The organism is Flavobacterium sp. Flavsp81, from assembly GCF_059491325.1.
In genome coordinates this window covers 518,807-537,344 of record NZ_CP168505.1, presented here as the reverse complement: position 1 = coordinate 537,344, position 18,538 = coordinate 518,807, and the positions used below count along the sequence as shown (strand labels likewise).

The following is an 18,538-nucleotide window of genomic DNA, read 5'->3' as shown; positions in this document are numbered from 1 at the left end:
ATATGGAAACTACATTATTAAATTCAGGTCCAAAGAGATACGGAATTACAGAAAAGAAAAAATCAGATATCGATTTGTTAACTTCTATGGTTGCAGATGCGCAGGCTGTTGTTCAGCAGCAAACAACCGTTGTTTCATCGCTAAGCCAAAAATCATTAAAGTATCAGGGTTATTTACTTGATGCAGAAAGTAGCAAAACACAATCGTTAAGCAACAAACAACTTATCGATCAGGTTGTGCAAAACGCTTTAGATTTGAGTTCAAACTCTGAAATTGCTTTTTCGAAAATGACTTTGGCAAACGAAAACACAGAAGAAGTTGCCAAAGAAGTAACAGTTTTGATCAACAAGCTGATTTATTCGGTAGAAATAATCAATAAATTATCAAACCTTGTTATTCGTACCAAATCATTAAATCCTTTAATTTCTGATGATTTGATTACTAAAATAAACGCTTCCGGAACAGATGCAAACAATGCAATTGCGCTTACTTTAATCGCTTTAAAATCCATTTTTGCCGCCCAATCCTTGTGTTTAGAATCTGAAGCTGTAACAGCTTTGGAACAAAAACAGGCTTTAAATCTTTATTTAACCCTGACGGGGAAAAACAATCCGCAGGAACCTTTGATTTTAGATGATAATCATTCGGCGCAAGCCTTAATTTACAAGGCTGATATTGAAGCAAAAGCGTCATATCAGGAAGCAAATAAAGCAAATGACGAAACGACAAGACAATTGAATCTGGCAACTGTTAATTTAAATAAGGCTCAGATTGAACTTAAATCATTGCAAGCTGCTTTGGCGGCTGCAAATGCTGCTGCTTTGGCTTCGTAATCTGTATTACATTATTGAACAGCAGTTTTATATTTCATTATCTGCAAGGTTTTTTTCCCAGCCTTGCAGGTGTTGAATAAATTGAAAAATCTCATTTTCAACAATCTAAAATCTAACATTAGAAATCTAAAGTTTAAACATCCACTAATTTTTAAGTTTATGAATCGTAGTTATAAAAATTTTTACAGGCAATTTTACTTAAAAACAGGCGGTTTTATTCCCACCAAACCTTTAAATCAGTCTATGTTTCCAGGTGATTATTTTCAGATAAAAAATGGGGAAATTATTCTGCTGGGAAACTTATTTCGCAATAGGATTGTTAACGAACATGAAATACATGTAAGCGATGTTTTGGCACAAAATGCATCAAACTGGAGTTTTAGCGACGGGATTTCAAAACCTTATTCGGGCAGAGGACACGGTCATGGGGCAATTAATGGCGAATTTGAATTCAGCAAACAAATACTTGCTTTTGCTAATAAAGGCAGTTTTATTTTTAAAGCCGAAGAACCTGAAGCGGTAAAAATTAAAAACTGGAACGAAATTCAGCAGCAATTAATCATCAAATTAACGCAGACATTATTCACATTCAGAGAACTTTATGTGGTTATAGAAAGCGGTACGGCGGCAAACACAACCTTAGCTATTTCGGGCGAAGCAGCTGCGGAACTTGAATTGGTAAGTGATGCAGAGAATTTCGGATTGGTTGACATTTTTGGACATGAGAGTACAAAAACAATTCAGTCTAAAGACATCGATTATTATCATCGGGAAACTAAAAGAAAGCCCTCTTATTTTAAGGCTAAAAAACTGGCTGTACAAGACGAAAAGTTATCTTATTTCATAAGTGATTTTGTCAGTAAAAACAATAATCCGGGCGAATGGGCTGATCATTTTTTTGATTCGAATTTTCATTCGAATTCGGATTATAATCCGCAAATGATATTTCAAAATGCGCAGGGACATTTTCTGGATATGCTGCAATCCGGTGAGTTAAACCCAAATACGGCTTTGCTTTATTTTAAATGGGCAGATGCCAATTTGGATGATATCGAAAAACTGTTTGAAAATTATGGAAACTAACCCAAACATAACGGCTTTAAATCAGGAAATGGACTGGCTGCAAAAGGTAATCGATCAGGTTATTTGCAGTTATTTGCTTCAGGAAGGACATGAAAATCGCTGGCAGGATATTCCGTTACCGGAAAATGATTTAGACTTAGATTCTGAAATAGATTTAGAAGAAAGTGCGTATCATCAAAAGCTAAAAGATTGGGATTTAAATCTCTATGAAAGGCTTTGTTTGGCTTTGATTATGGCGCCACAGATAAAACCCGAAGTACTGGATATTTTCTTTAGCAAAAATGCAATGTACGATCGTGGCTTTACGGAGTTTGGAGGTGTAATAAATAAAAATCACAGTGGTTTTTTACCAACGGGACAAACTTTTTCTTTTTTGATTACGGCTGTAAATCCTGAATTACGACTTGAAATGCTCCATGTATTGCATCCTTCCAATATTTTATCGAAAGAACAGGTTTTGTTTTTGGATGCAACAGAGTCTAATATGCCGGTTTTAAATCATACTATTTCGATTAATGAAAGATGGCTGTCTTATTTTCTAACAGGAACGTTACCGCGTTTAGAACATAGTGTTTCGTTTCCGGCACAGCAAATTTCGACCAACATGAACTGGTCCGATCTGGTTCTTGAAGAACATGTTATGGGCCAGGTTATGGAAATTGATGCGTGGCTAAAATACGGATCTGCTTTAATGAACGAATGGGGATTAGAAAATAAAATAAAACCAGGATACCGAACACTTTTTTACGGTCCGCCGGGAACAGGAAAAACACTTACTGCAACTTTGTTGGGAAAAAGTACAGATAGAGAAGTTTATCGGGTTGACCTTTCGATGATTGTGTCAAAATATATTGGTGAAACAGAAAAAAACCTTTCCAAAATATTTGATGTTGCACAGCATAAGGATTGGATTTTATTTTTTGATGAAGCCGATGCACTTTTTGGTAAAAGAACCAGCGCATCATCATCAAATGACAGACACGCAAACCAGCAAACGGGATATTTATTACAACGAATTGAAGATTTTCCGGGAGTCGTCATTCTGGCATCTAATTTAAAAGAAAATATGGATGAGGCTTTTTCGAGAAGATTTCAGTCGATGATTCATTTTACGATGCCAACCGCAGAAGAAAGACTGCAATTATGGGAAAATGCTTTCTCCGGAAAATGCCAGCTCGATCCTGCCATTGATATAGAAAACATTGCAGAACAGTACGAAATCGCCGGCGGAGCTATTATTAATGTGCTGAGATATTGTGCCTTGAAAGCAATTCAGAAAAATGAAACTATTGTAGGTTATCTGGATTTACTGGAAGGTATAAGACGTGAATTTAAGAAGGAGAATCGAACTCTGAATGTTACACAAATGAATTGATATGAAAAAGATTGATGAGAAGCCCATATCCTTGCTTTCCAAAAAACGATTATACAATCATAAGGTGGAACTTAGGATAGAAAATTGGAAAAAACATTTTGATTTAAATTATGTAAATACCATAATTGCAATGACTTTAAATCATTGTACAAAAGACAAGGAATTTATAATCAATGGATATTTAATCACCGCCAAAACCATTTATCTGATAGCAAAAACAAATGAAAAAACATTTGATATTATACTAAATAAAATAGAAAGCCATATTAGCCTTTTACTTCGAATGCATAAAAAAGAAATACAAAATAACACTTATGAAGCTGATTTTATTTTTGAAGATGAAAGTATATTTCATAAAATCAAAAAACCATTATTAAAATTATATCCATTAAAAAACGAACATTTAGTACAACTCATAACAGGAAAAAAAGTAACACTACCCTATTTTGACAGGAAACTCGAAGATTTAAAACTGTTGATTCATAATCATCCCTTTTGTTCAGCCATCGATTATTCGGGTGCGATTGGACCTGTGGTTGTGATGTTACCAGAAGACTAAAAAATTATAGATCAATTTAAAAATAAGCAAATAAAAATAATTTAACTAAACAAAATCAAAATGGCTACAACAGCAACCGACAATTTTACAGTATTTGGTATTGATATTTCGAGATATCAGGGTAATGAAATCAATTTTCTAAACAAGCAGGTTAATAAACTATCTTTTATAATCTGTAAAGCCACGGAAGGAATAACATATACTGACTCGAGTTTTAAAACCAACTGGCCGGCAATTCAGGCAAGAGGATATGTTCGTGGTGCGTATCATTTTTATCATTGCAATGATAATCCTTCAAAACAGGTTGCCAATTATTTGGGCGTTATGGGCCAGTTTTTAGCATCAGACTTTCCTCCTATTGTTGACTTTGAAGAAAGCAGTATCGATGCTGGTGTTAATAAAGCCAGTATTCAGCCCAATTTGTTGCAATTCCTTACTTTATTAGAACAAAAAACAGGTCGAAAACCGCTTATTTATACCGATAATAATACAGCAAATGCTTATTTAACTGATCCTGCTTTTGCAGGTTATAGTTTATGGATTGCCAATTATAACAGCACCTTAAAAATACCTAATGTCTGGAAAAACTGGACAATCTGGCAACAAACACAAAATTACAAACTTAACGGGCAGCTTAATGATTATGATGTTTTTAACGGAGATGTGAATGTTTTTGCAAACTTTATTCAGTCGAGTTAAAATACTAAAACCATGTGTTTTTTAATCTAAAAAATAGAAAATGACAGAACATCACAATAAAATATCCCAAAATAAAACAGAAGTAACTGCCGCGAATTCAAATCGGGAAAGTAGTGCTGTGCAGTTAAAAGATAATCGTAAGAGTTCTGCCATACAGCAAAAACTTTCTGAAAAAACTATAAATCAGGAATCTGGTTTTGCTTCTATTCAAAGGAAAAAAAATAACACCGGTTTACCCGATAACTTAAAATCAGGAATTGAAAATCTTTCGGGTCATGCCATGGATGATGTAAAAGTGCATTATAATTCTGATAAGCCTGCGCAGCTTAACGCCCATGCGTATGCTCAGGGAACTGAGATTCATATTGCATCAGGACAGGAAAAACATTTGCCGCACGAAGCGTGGCATGTTGTACAGCAAAAGCAAGGACGGGTAAAACCTACTGTGCAAATGAAAGGCAAAGTGAATGTGAATGATGATACTGGTTTGGAAAAGGAAGCAGATGTTATGGGTGCGAAGGCAGTCCAATTGAAAAAAGAAATTAAGCAACCCAATACGCTTAAGAGAGGAAATAATAATGGAAGTAGCTCTGTAAGACAATTAAAAAGCGAGCAAACTACAGATTATGGAAAATTTATTGCTGATCCGTACCAAACCATTCCAACTACGGCACCTGTCTCAGGGGCACATATCGAGTTGAAATTTGAACCCAATGAAAAAGTTGAGGGACGAATAGGTCTTGTCCAAACAGTAAAAAGAGACCTTTATACAGATAAAGGTGAGCATGCTACAAAAGACAGCGACTTTGGGCTAATGAAAGGCCAGGTTCTTGAAGGGGATAACAAAGGCTGGAGAGTAGATCAACTTCCGTTTGGAGTAACAGGAGGAGTGCTCGGTTATGGGAAAAAGAAATTTCTGCAAACGACTAGTCCAGTAGCATATGGATTCGCAAACTATCATTCAGGTCATGAAGCATTGCCAGAAAAACTTTCCGATACACCCAACCCAAAAGATACCTTACCGTCTCATGGGTATAAAGGAAACAAAACTCAAACAGGTTATAGAAAAAATAATACGATAATACCTGCAATACTGGAAGATACCCCAACCCACCTAAAAAAAGGAGCCTCAAAATTTCTTGCAGAAACTGCGGCGATCATTCTGGATGGTCCAATGCAAAAGACTTATCTGGGTTCAATAGAATGGGGATATGAAGCAGAGGTAGGGAAATCGGCACAACTGCACCCTGGAGCTATAAATTTGAAGAGCATGGGTGTTCCATCACCACGGTTTATGGAAGCTGCACAAGCGTGGAATAGAGTACAGAAAATAAAAGATCCATATAGTGGGACAGAGCATTTAATTATTCCATTACCTGTTCAATATACTGGTTTCAAAAAAGCCAAAGATCTACCAAGTCTTATAGAAATTATCAGTGAATTTTTGCAAAGTAATCACGATGCTCCAGATACTAAGTTAGCCGCTAAGCAACTTCTGACAATGGCAGAATCTGAAGGTATTCATGCTCATAATCAAATACAAACAGGAATTCCTCAAAGCATAAAGAAAGTAGAAGATGCCCTTAATATGCCACTTGGCTTCCTAGGTTTTATATCAGGAATGCCAACGGCCAAACTTGTATTGTCATTGAATCAGAAACTCGAATCCCTTAAAATAGAATATGAGAGAGCAAAAAAATATATGACAGAGTTGGAATCTCTAGCTGAGAAGCTCGACTCTTTAATGAAGAAAACTAATACAGACAAAACACTAGAAGAAAAAAGCTCCAATTCACAGATTTAATAACGCGTTCCTAATATTTTAATACAATATGGAAAATAGTTATGAAAAAGCCAAAAAGCAATCTATTGCCAATACTTTGAACAAGAAAACCGTTCAGAATAAGGCAAGAGAACTTTAAGATAATCGCCCTGCTTCTCTCTTACAGAGGAAAGCAAACAATACTGGCTTGCCCAATAATCTAAAATCGGGAATAGAAAATCTTTCCGGTCATTCTATGGATGATGTAAAGGTTCATTATAACTCTGATAAACCTGCACAACTTAATGCTCATGCTTATGCTCAGGGATCTGATATTCATATTGCTTCGGGACAAGAAAAACATTTGCCGCATGAAGCCTGGCATGTTGTACAACAAAAACAAGGACGGGTAAAACCTACTTTGCAAATGAAAGGTAACATTAATGTGAATGATGATAAGGGGTTGGAAAAAGAAGCTGATGTTATGGGAGCGAAGGCTTTTCAATTACCAAAAAACATAGAAAAAAAATCTATCCATTTACAGAAAAAATTAAAGAATACTTCCGAAATATCCCAATTGGTAGTAATTCAAATGCAAAAAAAAATGGTGTCATATTTCAAAAGTAAATATGCAAAAGAAGCTCGGAAATTACGTGGAAATACTAGAGTTGGCGGAAGAAATATTGCAACGGTTGAATATCAGGTTAAGAAAGGAAAAAAATGGGGTCCGAAAGAACTACATACAGAAATCTCCTCTGGTACTCATTCAGAAAAAAACTTATATGACTGTTTAGAAGCTAATTTCACAGAATATAGGGTCAATTGGTTATTTACAGAACTGGAGCCATGCGGATCAGATGTACATAATTGCTCAGAACGTGTTGGAGAATGGTTTCCTAATGCTAAAATATATTACTCGATAGATTATCCAAATACTACCGAGGTAAGTAGCGACGATTCAAGTGATTCTGATAGTACAAAAGATACCAAGAAACGAAATAAAGCAAAACGAAGAAGAAAAAGAGGCCCACAAACTCTTAAAAGATTTGAAACTAAAATTGATCAAAAAGGTTATAATGCTGATATTGATGAAGTTGATTTCTCTCCACCTCTTAGAGACATTCATTCTCCTGTACACTATAGTTCTGGTTATAATGTATAATGTAACCGTAAATTCTAAAAAACTGCATTAAAGCTTTTTCTGTCTATACCATATAACTAAATTTTAAAAAATGGAACACTCCTATTACAAATCAGATAACAATAAGGCGAAATATATTCCGGCTAGTTTGAATAATACAGTCATTCAAAATAAAGCAATAGAACTACAAGATAACCGTCCCGCTTCTATTTTACAAAACAAAAAAAATAATGCATATTTTTCAGATATAAAATCAGATAAAATCATTCAACAAAAAAGAAGAAACAAAAAAGCAAATTGGAATCAAAAGCAAAAAGATCAAAATAAAAGATTGTTTGAAAGAAGAACAATTAGACAAGCAAGATATGAAGTGAATAGGCAAAGAGAAAATAAGCAAAATCAAGATTTTATAAAATCATGGTTGCCTGAAATCGATAAAAAAAAAGCTGAATTATTAAACAATGGTGAAGTTACCAGAGCTGCTAAAGATGGAAATCTGAATTTGAAAATCTGGAATGAAGCAATTAATGAATTAATTGAAAATTTAAAAAATATCCATTCATCAAACTCTGAAGCTACTAGAGTAAAACTCCGTGAAAGAATGGAATCCGCATGGAAAAGCAAACAAGTCGGTAAGAAAGGAGAAGAGAGGGATCTATCCACAATGCCTCCAAAAATATGGTATACAACTCAGGAAATTTTCGATGCTAAAACAATATTTCTAAACAGCAGATATGCGCTGACTCCCGGTGGTGAAAATCACAAAGATGTTGATGCAGGAAAAAAACCAGATTATTTCTCTGAAGAAGGTGTTGGTGATGCACAAAATGTTGATACCTCAAATATTCATGATGCAATCGAACAATCAATAGGAACTGTTACATCAAAAGTTGCTAAATATCCTAAAGCTAAAGTAACAGTTACAATTGGACTTCATAATTGTCCTGAAATATTAAATCCGGCACATGTTGCAACTTTAGAACAAAGAATTGGTAAACTTGAAAAAAAACCCGCGCGAGTTTATTTGGTATCCGGTAGCAACAGTAAATTAGCTTATCCATAGTAAAAAAACTCTTATTTATAAAAACGATTGAATTCCTCAAGATTTTGGAATCTTGGAGATATTCGCTCCTTGTGCTCTCCAATGCCTACAGAAAAGACTTTGGAAGAAAAGCCAGATATTTAATAAAAAACCGATACATAATTAAATTCAGGTTAATAATAATTACTATCAAAGTATCTGTCTAAAAGAACAACATTATTAAGTACTAAAAGATATGTGCCAACAATTCATCTAAAAGTTAACTTAGAAATTATAAGTTTTACAAACCTTAAAACCTAAATAAGCATTGGTATTCTAACATTTATTTTTATATTTGCGTTATTTTTATTTATTCTAAATAATTAAATAAAAAGTACAGCTAAATTAAACCTTTTGAGGACAAAAGCATCTAACAAGCGCATTATCCCTACCAGGCAAAACATTTATATGAAATTTATGAAAAATAACCTTTTTGTTTCCTTTGCCTTAATGGCTTCCTTATTCGCAAATGCCCAGCAAAAAAATACATTATTAGAACAATCCTTTTGGAAAACTACTCCTGATGTGAATACCGTTAAAGCAGAAATAGCTAAAGGCAACAGTCCGTCTGCCTCTACTGCAAATGCTTTTGATGTGGTCGTTTTGGCTATTAATAATGATGCTCCCACAGAAACAATTAAATTTTTATTAGAGCAACCGGGTAATGAAGTAAATAAACCAACTCACGATAACCGAATTTATCTTCACTGGGCAGCAGGAAAAGGAAATGTAGAAATCATAAAATACCTTATAGCCAAAGGTTCTGATATTAATTTAGAAGACAGCCACGGGGCATTCCCTATTACAGCAGCTGCCGGCAGCGGTCAAAGCAATACGGAAATTTATGAAGCCTTTTTTAAGGCCGGTATAGATCCTAAGAAAAAATACAAAGACGGTGCAAACCTATTGCTTATGGCAATACCGTATGACAAAAACCTTACTTTATCCAATTATTTTATCACAAAAGGATTATCGCTTAAAGATGTAGATAATAATGGAAATACGGCTTTTAATTATGCTGCCAGAACCGGTAATATTACTCTTTTAAAAACACTATTAGAAAAAGGAGTAAAATATACTGATAATGCACTTGTAATTGCAGCCCAGGGATCACGCAGGGAAACAAATACTCTCGGAACTTATAAATACCTGACAGAAGAGTTGAAAATGAAACCGACAGCAGCCAATAAAGAAGGACAAACTGTCCTGCATTTTCTGGTAAATAAACCCAATCAAACTGAAATTATCAATTACTTTATAGCCAAAGGTGCAGATGTCAACAAAGCAGATAATGAAGAAAATACTCCTTTGATGATCGCAGCGTCTTCCAGAGAAACATCTGCTGCACTGGAACAATTACTGCCAATTGTAAAAAACATCAATGCACAAAACCTGAAAGGAGAATCGGCATTGACAGCTGCTGTGAAATCCGGAACCCCAAATGCTCTTGAAATTCTTTTAAACAAAGGTGCGGATGTAAAAGTTCTGGACAAGGAAGGAAACAATCCGGGTTTTTATTTGATACAATCATATCGTCCACAAATGGAACGTGGTCCGGAAGGAGCTAACGCAAAACAAGATCCTTTTGCTGCTAAAATAAAATTATTGCAGGAAAAAGGATTAAACTTAGCTGCTCCTCAAAAAGACGGGAATACCTTATACCATTTAAGTATTATCAAAAATGATTTAGCCTTACTCAAAAAAATTGCCGATTTAAACATCGATATCAACGCTAAGAATAAAGATGGTTTAACCGCTTTACACAAAGCTGCTATGATTTCTAAAGATGATACGATCCTGAAATATCTTTTATCTGTTGGTGCCAAAAAAGAAATTATCACCGAGTTTGATGAGAGTGCTTATACTTTGGCAAAAGAAAATGAGTCTTTTGCTAAAAACAACGTATCATTAGATTTTTTAAAATAATATTACACTAGAATCACCATTCTTAACAAATCAGCATATTACAAACAAATAGAATTTACACATGAAATCAATATTTAAAATAAGCCTGACTACACTATTAATCTGCTTTTTATCTTTTCAGGCCACTGCACAAACAAGCAAATATAAATGTATGCTGCAAATGTCCAACTATATGGGGGAAGGCGCTTATATTGTTGTGTCATTACTGAATGCTAAAGGGGAATATGAAAAAACGCTTTATGTAATGGGAGATGACAAAAAATGGTACAGCAGCCTGAAAGAATGGAATGCCTTTCACTCTAAAAAACCAAGTAATATCAGTGCCAAAACCGGAGCTTCAGTTACCGGAGGTGATCGCAGCATTACTACTATTGAAATTGAAGATTCGAAAATTAATAAAGGATATAAATTACGATTTGAAACTGCTGTTGAAGATCAAAAATATTATGCCAATGATTTAGAAATTCCACTTACGACTCAGGGAATCGCTGAAAAGACAGAAGGCAAAGGTTACATTCGATATGTAAGACTGAATAAAATATAGTACAATTACATTTCTAGAATACACTCAATGACTCTTTCTTTCTGGCGTTATGCACACCTGGCTTTGGCCCTGTTCTCTTCAATATTTTTGCTTTTGGCTTCGGTAACCGGAATTATTCTGGCGATCGATGCCGCACAGGAAAAAACATTGCCGTACAAAGCAGCAAATTTTGACAAAATAACTTTAGGGGAAACATTGCCAATATTAAAAAAAGCATATCCGGAAATCACAGAATTGAGTATCGATTATAATCAGTTTATAACACTTCAGGCAATTGATGAGGACGGAAATGATATCAACGCTTATATTGATCCAAAAACCGGTAAAACTTTAGGAACCCCTTCCAAAAAAAGCGGGTTTATTAATTGGATCACGGGTTTTCATCGCTCTTTGTTTCTTCATGAAGCCGGAAGGTTTTTTGTTGGCATAATTTCATTTTTATTACTTCTGATTTCGATTTCGGGCTTCGTACTTGTTTTAAAAAGACAAAGAGGAATCCGCAACTTTTTCTCTAAAGTAATCAAGGAATATTTTGCCCAGTATTACCATGTTGTTTTGGGACGGTTAGCCTTAATTCCGATTTTGATTATCGCGCTTACAGGAACTTATTTATCACTCGAAAGATTTAACTTTTTTATGGGTGAGGAAAAAGCTAAGCCCGTAAAAACAGAACTTTCTGCAGAAGATAAAAAAACTTCAATCTTTAAAAATACGCTTCTCTCTGACGTAAAAAAAATAGAATTCCCGTTTACGGATGACCCTGAAGAATATTACATTATCGAATTAAAAGACCGTGAAGTCGAAGTAAATCAGGTTAGCGGTATTGTAATTTCAGAAAAACGTTCTCCCCTCACCGTTCAGTTAGCTGCATTGAGTCTTGACCTTCATACCGGACGAATACATCCAGTCTGGGCTATAATTTTAGCTTTAGCTTGTATCAATATCCTTTTCTTTATTTATTCAGGATTTGCTATGACTTTAAAACGACGATCCAGTCGTATAAAAAATAAATTCAATGCCAATGAAAGCAGTATAATTCTCTTAGTAGGCTCTGAAAACGGAAGCTCTTTTAGATTTGCCAATGCCATTCTTAAACAATTAATTGATCAGGGACACAAAGCTTTTATAACAGAATTAAACCGTTTTTCTGTTTATCCGAAAGCAGAACATATAATTGTATTTTCATCGACACACGGTTTGGGGGATGCTCCTTCAAACGGAAATAAATTTAAAGTGCTTTTGCAAAATCAGACGCAACAACAGAAAATCAAGTTTTCGATAGTAGGTTTTGGTTCAAAATCATATCCCTCTTTTTGTGGATTTGCAATTGAAATTGATCAGCTTTTAGGAAATAAAAACTGGGCAGAACGCTTTTTAGATTTACAAACGGTTAATGATAAATCGGCTGTTGAATTTGTAAACTGGGTAAAATTATGGAGTGCTGAAACCGGAATTCCATTAGCCACTACTCCATCTTTATACAATCATGTTCCTAAAGGTTTACAAAAACTAATGGTTTTAGATAAAACTGCACTTTCTGAAACGGAACATACTTTTATAGTAACATTGCGAGCCAGTGCGAGAACGAAATTTGCTTCTGGCGATTTACTGGCTATTTATCCCGCAAACGATTCCCGGGAACGCCTCTACTCTATCGGAAAACATTCGGGAAACATACAATTGGTTGTAAAACTCCATCCCAATGGATTAGGCTCAGGATTTTTAAATAATCTTGAAGCAGGAAATACCATTAAAGCCCGAATCATTAATAATAAGGCTTTTCACTTTCCTGCCAAAGCTTCAAAAGTGGCTCTAATTTCAAACGGAACCGGAATTGCTCCTTTTCTTGGAATGATTGAACAAAATAATAAAAAAACAGAAACTCATTTGTACAGCGGTTTTAGAATGGAAACCGAAACCGTTTCCGGTTATAAAAAGTTTTCAGGTGAAATGATTCAGAAACAAAAACTCACAAGTTTTCATCTGGCTCTTTCGCGCGAAGCGGAACATATGTACGTGATGGATTTGATAAAACAGAATGCAGTTTTTTTCGTCGATTTATTACAACAGGGAGGTGTTATTATGATTTGCGGTTCGCTTGCCATGCAAAAAGATGTAGAAGTAATTTTGAACGATTTGTGTCTTGTCAACAGCATTAAAAATCTTTATGATTATAAGAAAAACGGGCAATTATTAACTGATTGCTATTAATAATTTATACCAATGAAGCTGTCTCCTTATAAAATTTTGTTCCTTTTTATATTTTTCCTGAGTATTTCAGGACACTCACAGGTTTTGCGCAAAAGAACTACTTTACTAATGGGAGGGCGTTTTGATATTAGCATCGTCGCCAATGATTCCCTGACTGCTGAACAAAATATTAACGAAGTTATTGCAGAAATCAGCCGAATCGAAAATCTTATTTCAGACTGGAAACCGGATTCACAGATTTCTGAATTGAATCAAAATGCCGGAATAAAACCCATAAAAGTTGATCGTGAAGTTTTTGAATTAACTCAAAGAGCAATAAAATTATCACAACTAACCAATGGAGCTTTCGACATCAGTTTTGCCGCAATGGATAAAATTTGGAAATTTGATGGTTCCATGACCGAGATGCCTTCGGCGGCAGCCATAAAAAAATCGGTAGAGAAAGTTGGTTATAAAAACATCATTTTAGACAGTGTTCAGTCTACTATTTTCTTAAAACTAAAAGGAATGAAAATTGGCTTTGGAGCTTTGGGAGAAGGATATGCAACTGACAGATGCCGGGGTATCATGCAGGCTAAAGGAATAAAGTCAGGAATAGTCAACGCTTCCGGAGATATGACAACCTGGGGAAAACAAATTGATGGTACCGACTGGAATATTGGTATTACAAATCCTTTTAGTCCTGATGAAGTTTTTGCTGTAGTTCCATTAAATGAAGGTGCCGTAACAACATCCGGCAGTTATGAGAAATTTGTTGAATTTAATGGTAAACGATATTCGCACATTATCAATCCGGCAACAGGATACCCGGCAACAGGGCTTTGCAGCGTAACCGTTTTTGGTCCAAAAGCTGAAATTGCCAATGGATTCAGTACTTCTTTAATGGTTATGGGAAGAAAAGCCGGAATGGATTTAATTAATATATACTCTGATTATAGCTGTATAATAATTACGGATGGGGGCAAAATAATTAAATCAAAAAACTTCAAAATCAGTCAATTTGATTCTAAATTGAAATAAAATTAACTGTACCAATTATGTGTCATTATTTTTAACACACTTCGACTCCGCTCAGTGCGGGCTGGAAACATAGATTTTGTAAACTTAAAATAGGCATTTCACTTATTTAAAATACACAAAGCTATCTATGTGAAAGAAGTATTTCTTTTTGTATTCTTTTTTTCAACACATAAATCTATATTTCTATGTGTTAGATTTAACCCACCAACAAGTTAATATTAATAAGCTTATAATTTATTCCTGTTCGAAGATTCACGTACCAAAACCTCAGTATTTAAGAAAGTAATTTCTTTTACCTCATCTCTTTTAGAAGATTTTAGGTTTTTAATAATAATTTCGGAAGCTGCCTTGCCCATTTTTTCTGCAGGATGGGTTATCGTAGACAAATTAGGATCAATGATTTGAGAAATAGGGTCATTATTAAAACCAATAACAGCAACATCATCCGGTACTTTTATTCCTCTTTTTTTAGCCGTTTGGACAGCACTGACAGCAATAATATCTCCGGAAGCAAAAATACCATCCGGAATTGGGTTCAGATCAAACAATTTATTACTTGCCTTTACCCCTTCTTCATAAGTAACCGATTTTAAATTTACTATCAGTTCTTCATCCAAAGGCAAATTATGATCTCTCAGCGCTTCGATATAACCTCTTTTTCTTTCATTATATAAATTACCAAATTCAGATCCCGCTGTTAAATGAGCAATACGCTTACATCCCTGCTCAATAAGATGTTTTGTAGCTTTATAACCTGCGGAATAATTGTCGATGATTACTCTGAAAGTATTAAAATCCTTAGGAACCCTGTCAACGAAAACAAGAGGGATATTATTATTATAAAATTGCAGAAAATGTGAGGTATCCCTGGTTTCCATTGCCAGCGAACAAATTACACCGCTTACGCGATTACTATACAATGATTTGGCCATATTAACTTCTTCATCATAAGAATCATGCGATTGCATAATAATTACGGTATAGCCTGATTTCTGAGCCGTTATTTCAATACCGCTAATTAAAGATGATAAAAAGGGCTGTGTAACCGTTGGTATCAAAACACCAATAGTTTTGGTTTTGTTCCCTCTCAGGCCTGCCGCTAAAGTATTTGGCACAAAACCCATTTCTTCGGCAGTCTTTTTTACCTTTTTGATCGTTTTATCACTAATGGTATGATGATCTTTTAAAGCTCTCGAAATTGTTGAAGTCGCCAGATTTAATCTTTCGGCAATATCATATATTGTTACATGTTTATTCTCTTCCATCAATAAATAATAAGGAAGTAAATATAACTATTTTTCCAACAAGATAATCTTCAAAAAGGTTATCGTTGATTTGATAAAAACTATTCAGGCAAAAAAAATATTCATTTTTTCGCAATCGGTTGTTTTTTATTTTTAAATTTAAAAATTCTAATCTCATTTATAAAACAAGTCAAAATATATGAAATCAATACGCTTAGTTTTTCAGACTTTCCTATTTATACTTTTAGCAATACATTCGACTGCACAAAAAAACCAGAAGGAATTTATTTTTCAGCATCCTGATTTAAGTTTCGAAAAAAGAGTTGATGATCTTGTAAGCCGGCTGACGCTTGAGGAAAAAGTATCACAAATGCTTAATTCATCCCCTGCTATTCCAAGGCTTGACATTCCTGCTTATGACTGGTGGAATGAAACGCTTCACGGCGTTGCAAGGACTCCGTTTAAAGTAACTGTATATCCGCAGGCAATAGCAATGGCTGCAACTTTTGATAAAAATTCACTTTTTAAAATGGCAGATTACTCAGCACTTGAAGGGAGAGCCATTTATAATATGGCAGTTGAATCAGGACGTACAAACGAACGTTATCTCGGCCTTACCTATTGGACACCTAATATCAATATTTTTCGTGATCCACGTTGGGGACGCGGACAGGAAACTTATGGTGAAGATCCTTATTTAACCGGCGTTTTAGGAGATTCATTTGTAAAAGGTTTACAGGGAGATGATCCCAAGTATCTTAAAGCAGCTGCCTGTGCCAAACATTACGCCGTTCATAGCGGGCCTGAACCTCTGCGGCATACATTTGATGTAGATGTAACTCCTTACGAACTTTGGGATACTTATCTTCCCGCTTTTCAAAAATTAGTCACCCAATCGAAAGTTGCAGGCGTTATGTGCGCTTATAATGCTTTTAGAACCCAGCCTTGTTGTGCCAGTGATATCCTGATGACTGATATTTTGAGAAATCAATGGAAGTTTGATGGTTATGTAACGTCTGATTGTTGGGCGATTGATGATTTCTTTAAAAATCATAAAACACATCCTGATGCGGAATCTGCTTCTGCTGATGCTGTATTTCACGGAACTGACATTGATTGCGGAACTGACGCCTACAAAGCTTTGGTAAAAGCTGTTAAAGATGGAAAAATTAGCGAGAAACAAATTGACATTTCCGTAAAACGCCTTTTTATGATTCGGTTCAGATTAGGGATGTTTGATCCTGTTGAAATGGTAAAGTATGCTCAGACTCCTGCTTCTGTTTTAGAAAATGATGAGCATAAGGCACATGCCCTAAAAATGGCAAGGCAATCAATAGTTTTACTTCGAAATGAAAATAAAACTTTACCCTTAAGTAAAAAGCTGAAAAAGATTGTTGTATTGGGGCCTAATGCAGATAATGATATCGCTATTTTAGGAAATTACAATGGTACTCCTTCTAAACTAACCACAGTATTACAGGGCATTAAAGAAAAAGCCGGCTCCAATACAGAAGTTGTTTATGAGAAAGCCGTAAACTTTACAAATGATACTTTATTGGTCTATTCTGACGTCAAAAAACAATACTCTTTTGAAGGGAAACAAGGTTTCAAAGCAGAATATTATAACAACAAAGAACTTTCCGGGGCACCAGAAACTACCCAAACCGAATCTGAAATCAATAATTTATGGCAGGAAGGCGAAGTGGTTACAAAAAACATCAAAGCCAATAACTTTTCGGCACGCTATACTACAAATTTTACAGCTTCACAGGATGGTTCTCTCACATTTGAACTTACTGCAGATGATGGTTACCGTTTTTTAGTTGATGGAAAAGAAGTTTTGAATGCCTGGAATAAAAATCGTTGGGGAAGTCAAACCTATCAGTTAAAAACAAAAAAAGATGCCGTTTATAATTTGGTAATTGAATATTGGCAGGGAGACGGAAAAGCCAATGTAGCCTTACATACAGGAAATTATGAAAGAACTGATTTTAATGCACTGGTTAATCGCATGAAAGATGCTGATGCTTTTGTTTTCGTTGGCGGAATATCCCCTCAGCTGGAAGGTGAGGAAATGAAAGTTAACTTTCCCGGTTTCAAAGGTGGCGACCGTACTTCAATTTTACTCCCTGAAATTCAAACTGAACTAATGAAAGCTTTAAAAACAACCAGAAAGCCTATTGTTTTTGTAATGATGACAGGCAGCGCCATAGCTATTCCGTGGGAGGCAGAAAATATTCCGGCAATAGCAAATGCCTGGTATGGTGGTCAGGCTGCCGGGGCCGCTGTCGCTGATGTTCTTTTTGGTGATTATAACCCTGCCGGAAGATTGCCTGTTACCTTTTATAAAAGTGATACGGATTTATCTCCTTTTGTTGATTATAAAATGGATAACAGGACGTATCGCTATTTTAAAGGAACGCCTCTTTATGGATTTGGATATGGACTTTCGTACACTACATTTAAATATGATAATTTAAAAATAGCACCATCAGTAGTGAAAGGTCAAAATGTTCCTGTTTCCGTCAAAATAACCAATACCGGTAAAGTTTCCGGTGAGGAAGTTGTACAGTTGTATGTTGTGAATAAAGACTTATCAATAAAAGCACCTTTAAAAACCTTAAAAGGATTTGAGCGAATCAGCCTAAAATCGGGAGAAAGCAAAACAATAACATTTACACTTTCGCCGGAAGATCTTTCGTATGTTACTGCTGAAGGAAACTATCAGCAATATAATGGAAAGGTAGAAATTGCTGTTGGAGGTAACCAGCCTGATGAACCAAATAAAACAAGTAGTAACGTAATCACTAAAACAATTCAAATTCATTAGATTTGAAAACAAAACAAATATGATTATTACTATTTCCTTTGTCGATTTCCAGTCTTCTATTTACTTCCCGAAATCATTGTCATCCTGAGCGGAGTTCGAAAGCTCTTTACCTCAAAAGGTTTCCACTAAGTTTTTTGCACAATTTTTTTTTTTCAAAACACTTAATTTTATTTAAAAAGTTAAATCCTGTTATTTATATTTGTCCGAATATAAAATGACGGGATTAACTA

Annotated in this window: 14 protein-coding genes; 13 read left to right on the top strand and 1 reads right to left on the bottom strand. The window is 35.0% G+C overall.

Features of this window, described 5'->3' with window-relative positions:
• The first annotated feature begins 2 nt into the window (after positions 1-2).
• From ACEN92_RS02390 to ACEN92_RS02335, 12 genes are all read left to right on the top strand, one after another.
• Positions 3-833, top strand: a complete 831-nt coding sequence (locus ACEN92_RS02390) for a hypothetical protein (protein ID WP_495640771.1) — start codon at positions 3-5, stop codon at positions 831-833.
• Between the two features lie 159 nt (positions 834-992).
• Positions 993-1,916 carry a hypothetical protein gene (locus ACEN92_RS02385; protein WP_495640770.1) on the top strand — a complete coding sequence of 308 codons (924 nt, stop codon included), beginning with the start codon at positions 993-995 and terminating at the stop codon, positions 1,914-1,916.
• A complete protein-coding gene (locus ACEN92_RS02380; RefSeq protein ID WP_495640769.1) occupies positions 1,906-3,291 on the top strand; it encodes an ATP-binding protein in 1,386 nt (461 codons plus the stop codon). The genes ACEN92_RS02385 and ACEN92_RS02380 overlap by 11 nt, the downstream gene beginning before the upstream one ends.
• A gap of 1 nt (position 3,292) precedes the next feature.
• A complete protein-coding gene (locus ACEN92_RS02375; protein ID WP_495640768.1) occupies positions 3,293-3,850 on the top strand; it encodes a hypothetical protein in 558 nt (185 codons plus the stop codon).
• Between the two features lie 60 nt (positions 3,851-3,910).
• On the top strand, positions 3,911-4,549 hold the full coding sequence (locus ACEN92_RS02370; protein WP_495640767.1) for a GH25 family lysozyme: 639 nt from the start codon (positions 3,911-3,913) through the stop codon (positions 4,547-4,549).
• Positions 4,550-4,589: 40 nt separating this feature from the next.
• A complete protein-coding gene (locus ACEN92_RS02365) occupies positions 4,590-6,353 on the top strand; it encodes an eCIS core domain-containing protein (RefSeq protein ID WP_495640766.1) in 1,764 nt (587 codons plus the stop codon).
• 166 nt (positions 6,354-6,519) lie between these two features.
• Positions 6,520-7,473 carry a nucleic acid/nucleotide deaminase domain-containing protein gene (locus ACEN92_RS02360; protein ID WP_495640765.1) on the top strand — a complete coding sequence of 318 codons (954 nt, stop codon included), beginning with the start codon at positions 6,520-6,522 and terminating at the stop codon, positions 7,471-7,473.
• Between the two features lie 70 nt (positions 7,474-7,543).
• Positions 7,544-8,515, top strand: a complete 972-nt coding sequence (locus tag ACEN92_RS02355) for a hypothetical protein (RefSeq protein WP_495640764.1) — start codon at positions 7,544-7,546, stop codon at positions 8,513-8,515.
• 435 nt (positions 8,516-8,950) lie between these two features.
• Positions 8,951-10,459, top strand: a complete 1,509-nt coding sequence (locus ACEN92_RS02350; protein WP_495640763.1) for an ankyrin repeat domain-containing protein — start codon at positions 8,951-8,953, stop codon at positions 10,457-10,459.
• A 61-nt stretch (positions 10,460-10,520) separates the two neighbouring features.
• A complete protein-coding gene (locus ACEN92_RS02345; protein WP_495640762.1) occupies positions 10,521-11,003 on the top strand; it encodes a DUF2271 domain-containing protein in 483 nt (160 codons plus the stop codon).
• A 27-nt stretch (positions 11,004-11,030) separates the two neighbouring features.
• Complete coding sequence (locus ACEN92_RS02340) at positions 11,031-13,214, top strand: PepSY domain-containing protein (protein WP_495640761.1); 2,184 nt, start codon at positions 11,031-11,033, stop codon at positions 13,212-13,214.
• Between the two features lie 12 nt (positions 13,215-13,226).
• Positions 13,227-14,234, top strand: coding sequence for an FAD:protein FMN transferase (locus tag ACEN92_RS02335; RefSeq protein WP_495640760.1), 1,008 nt, complete (start codon positions 13,227-13,229; stop codon positions 14,232-14,234).
• 227 nt (positions 14,235-14,461) lie between these two features.
• Here the strand turns inward: ACEN92_RS02335 and ACEN92_RS02330 are convergent, their stop codons facing one another.
• The gene (locus ACEN92_RS02330) at positions 14,462-15,499 is read right to left on the bottom strand and encodes a LacI family DNA-binding transcriptional regulator (RefSeq protein WP_495640759.1); all 1,038 of its coding nucleotides are present in this window, start codon (positions 15,497-15,499) and stop codon (positions 14,462-14,464) included.
• A 178-nt stretch (positions 15,500-15,677) separates the two neighbouring features.
• Between ACEN92_RS02330 and ACEN92_RS02325 the strand changes: the two genes are divergently transcribed.
• A complete protein-coding gene (locus ACEN92_RS02325) occupies positions 15,678-18,308 on the top strand; it encodes a glycoside hydrolase family 3 C-terminal domain-containing protein (protein WP_495640758.1) in 2,631 nt (876 codons plus the stop codon).
• Positions 18,309-18,538: the final 230 nt, after the last annotated feature.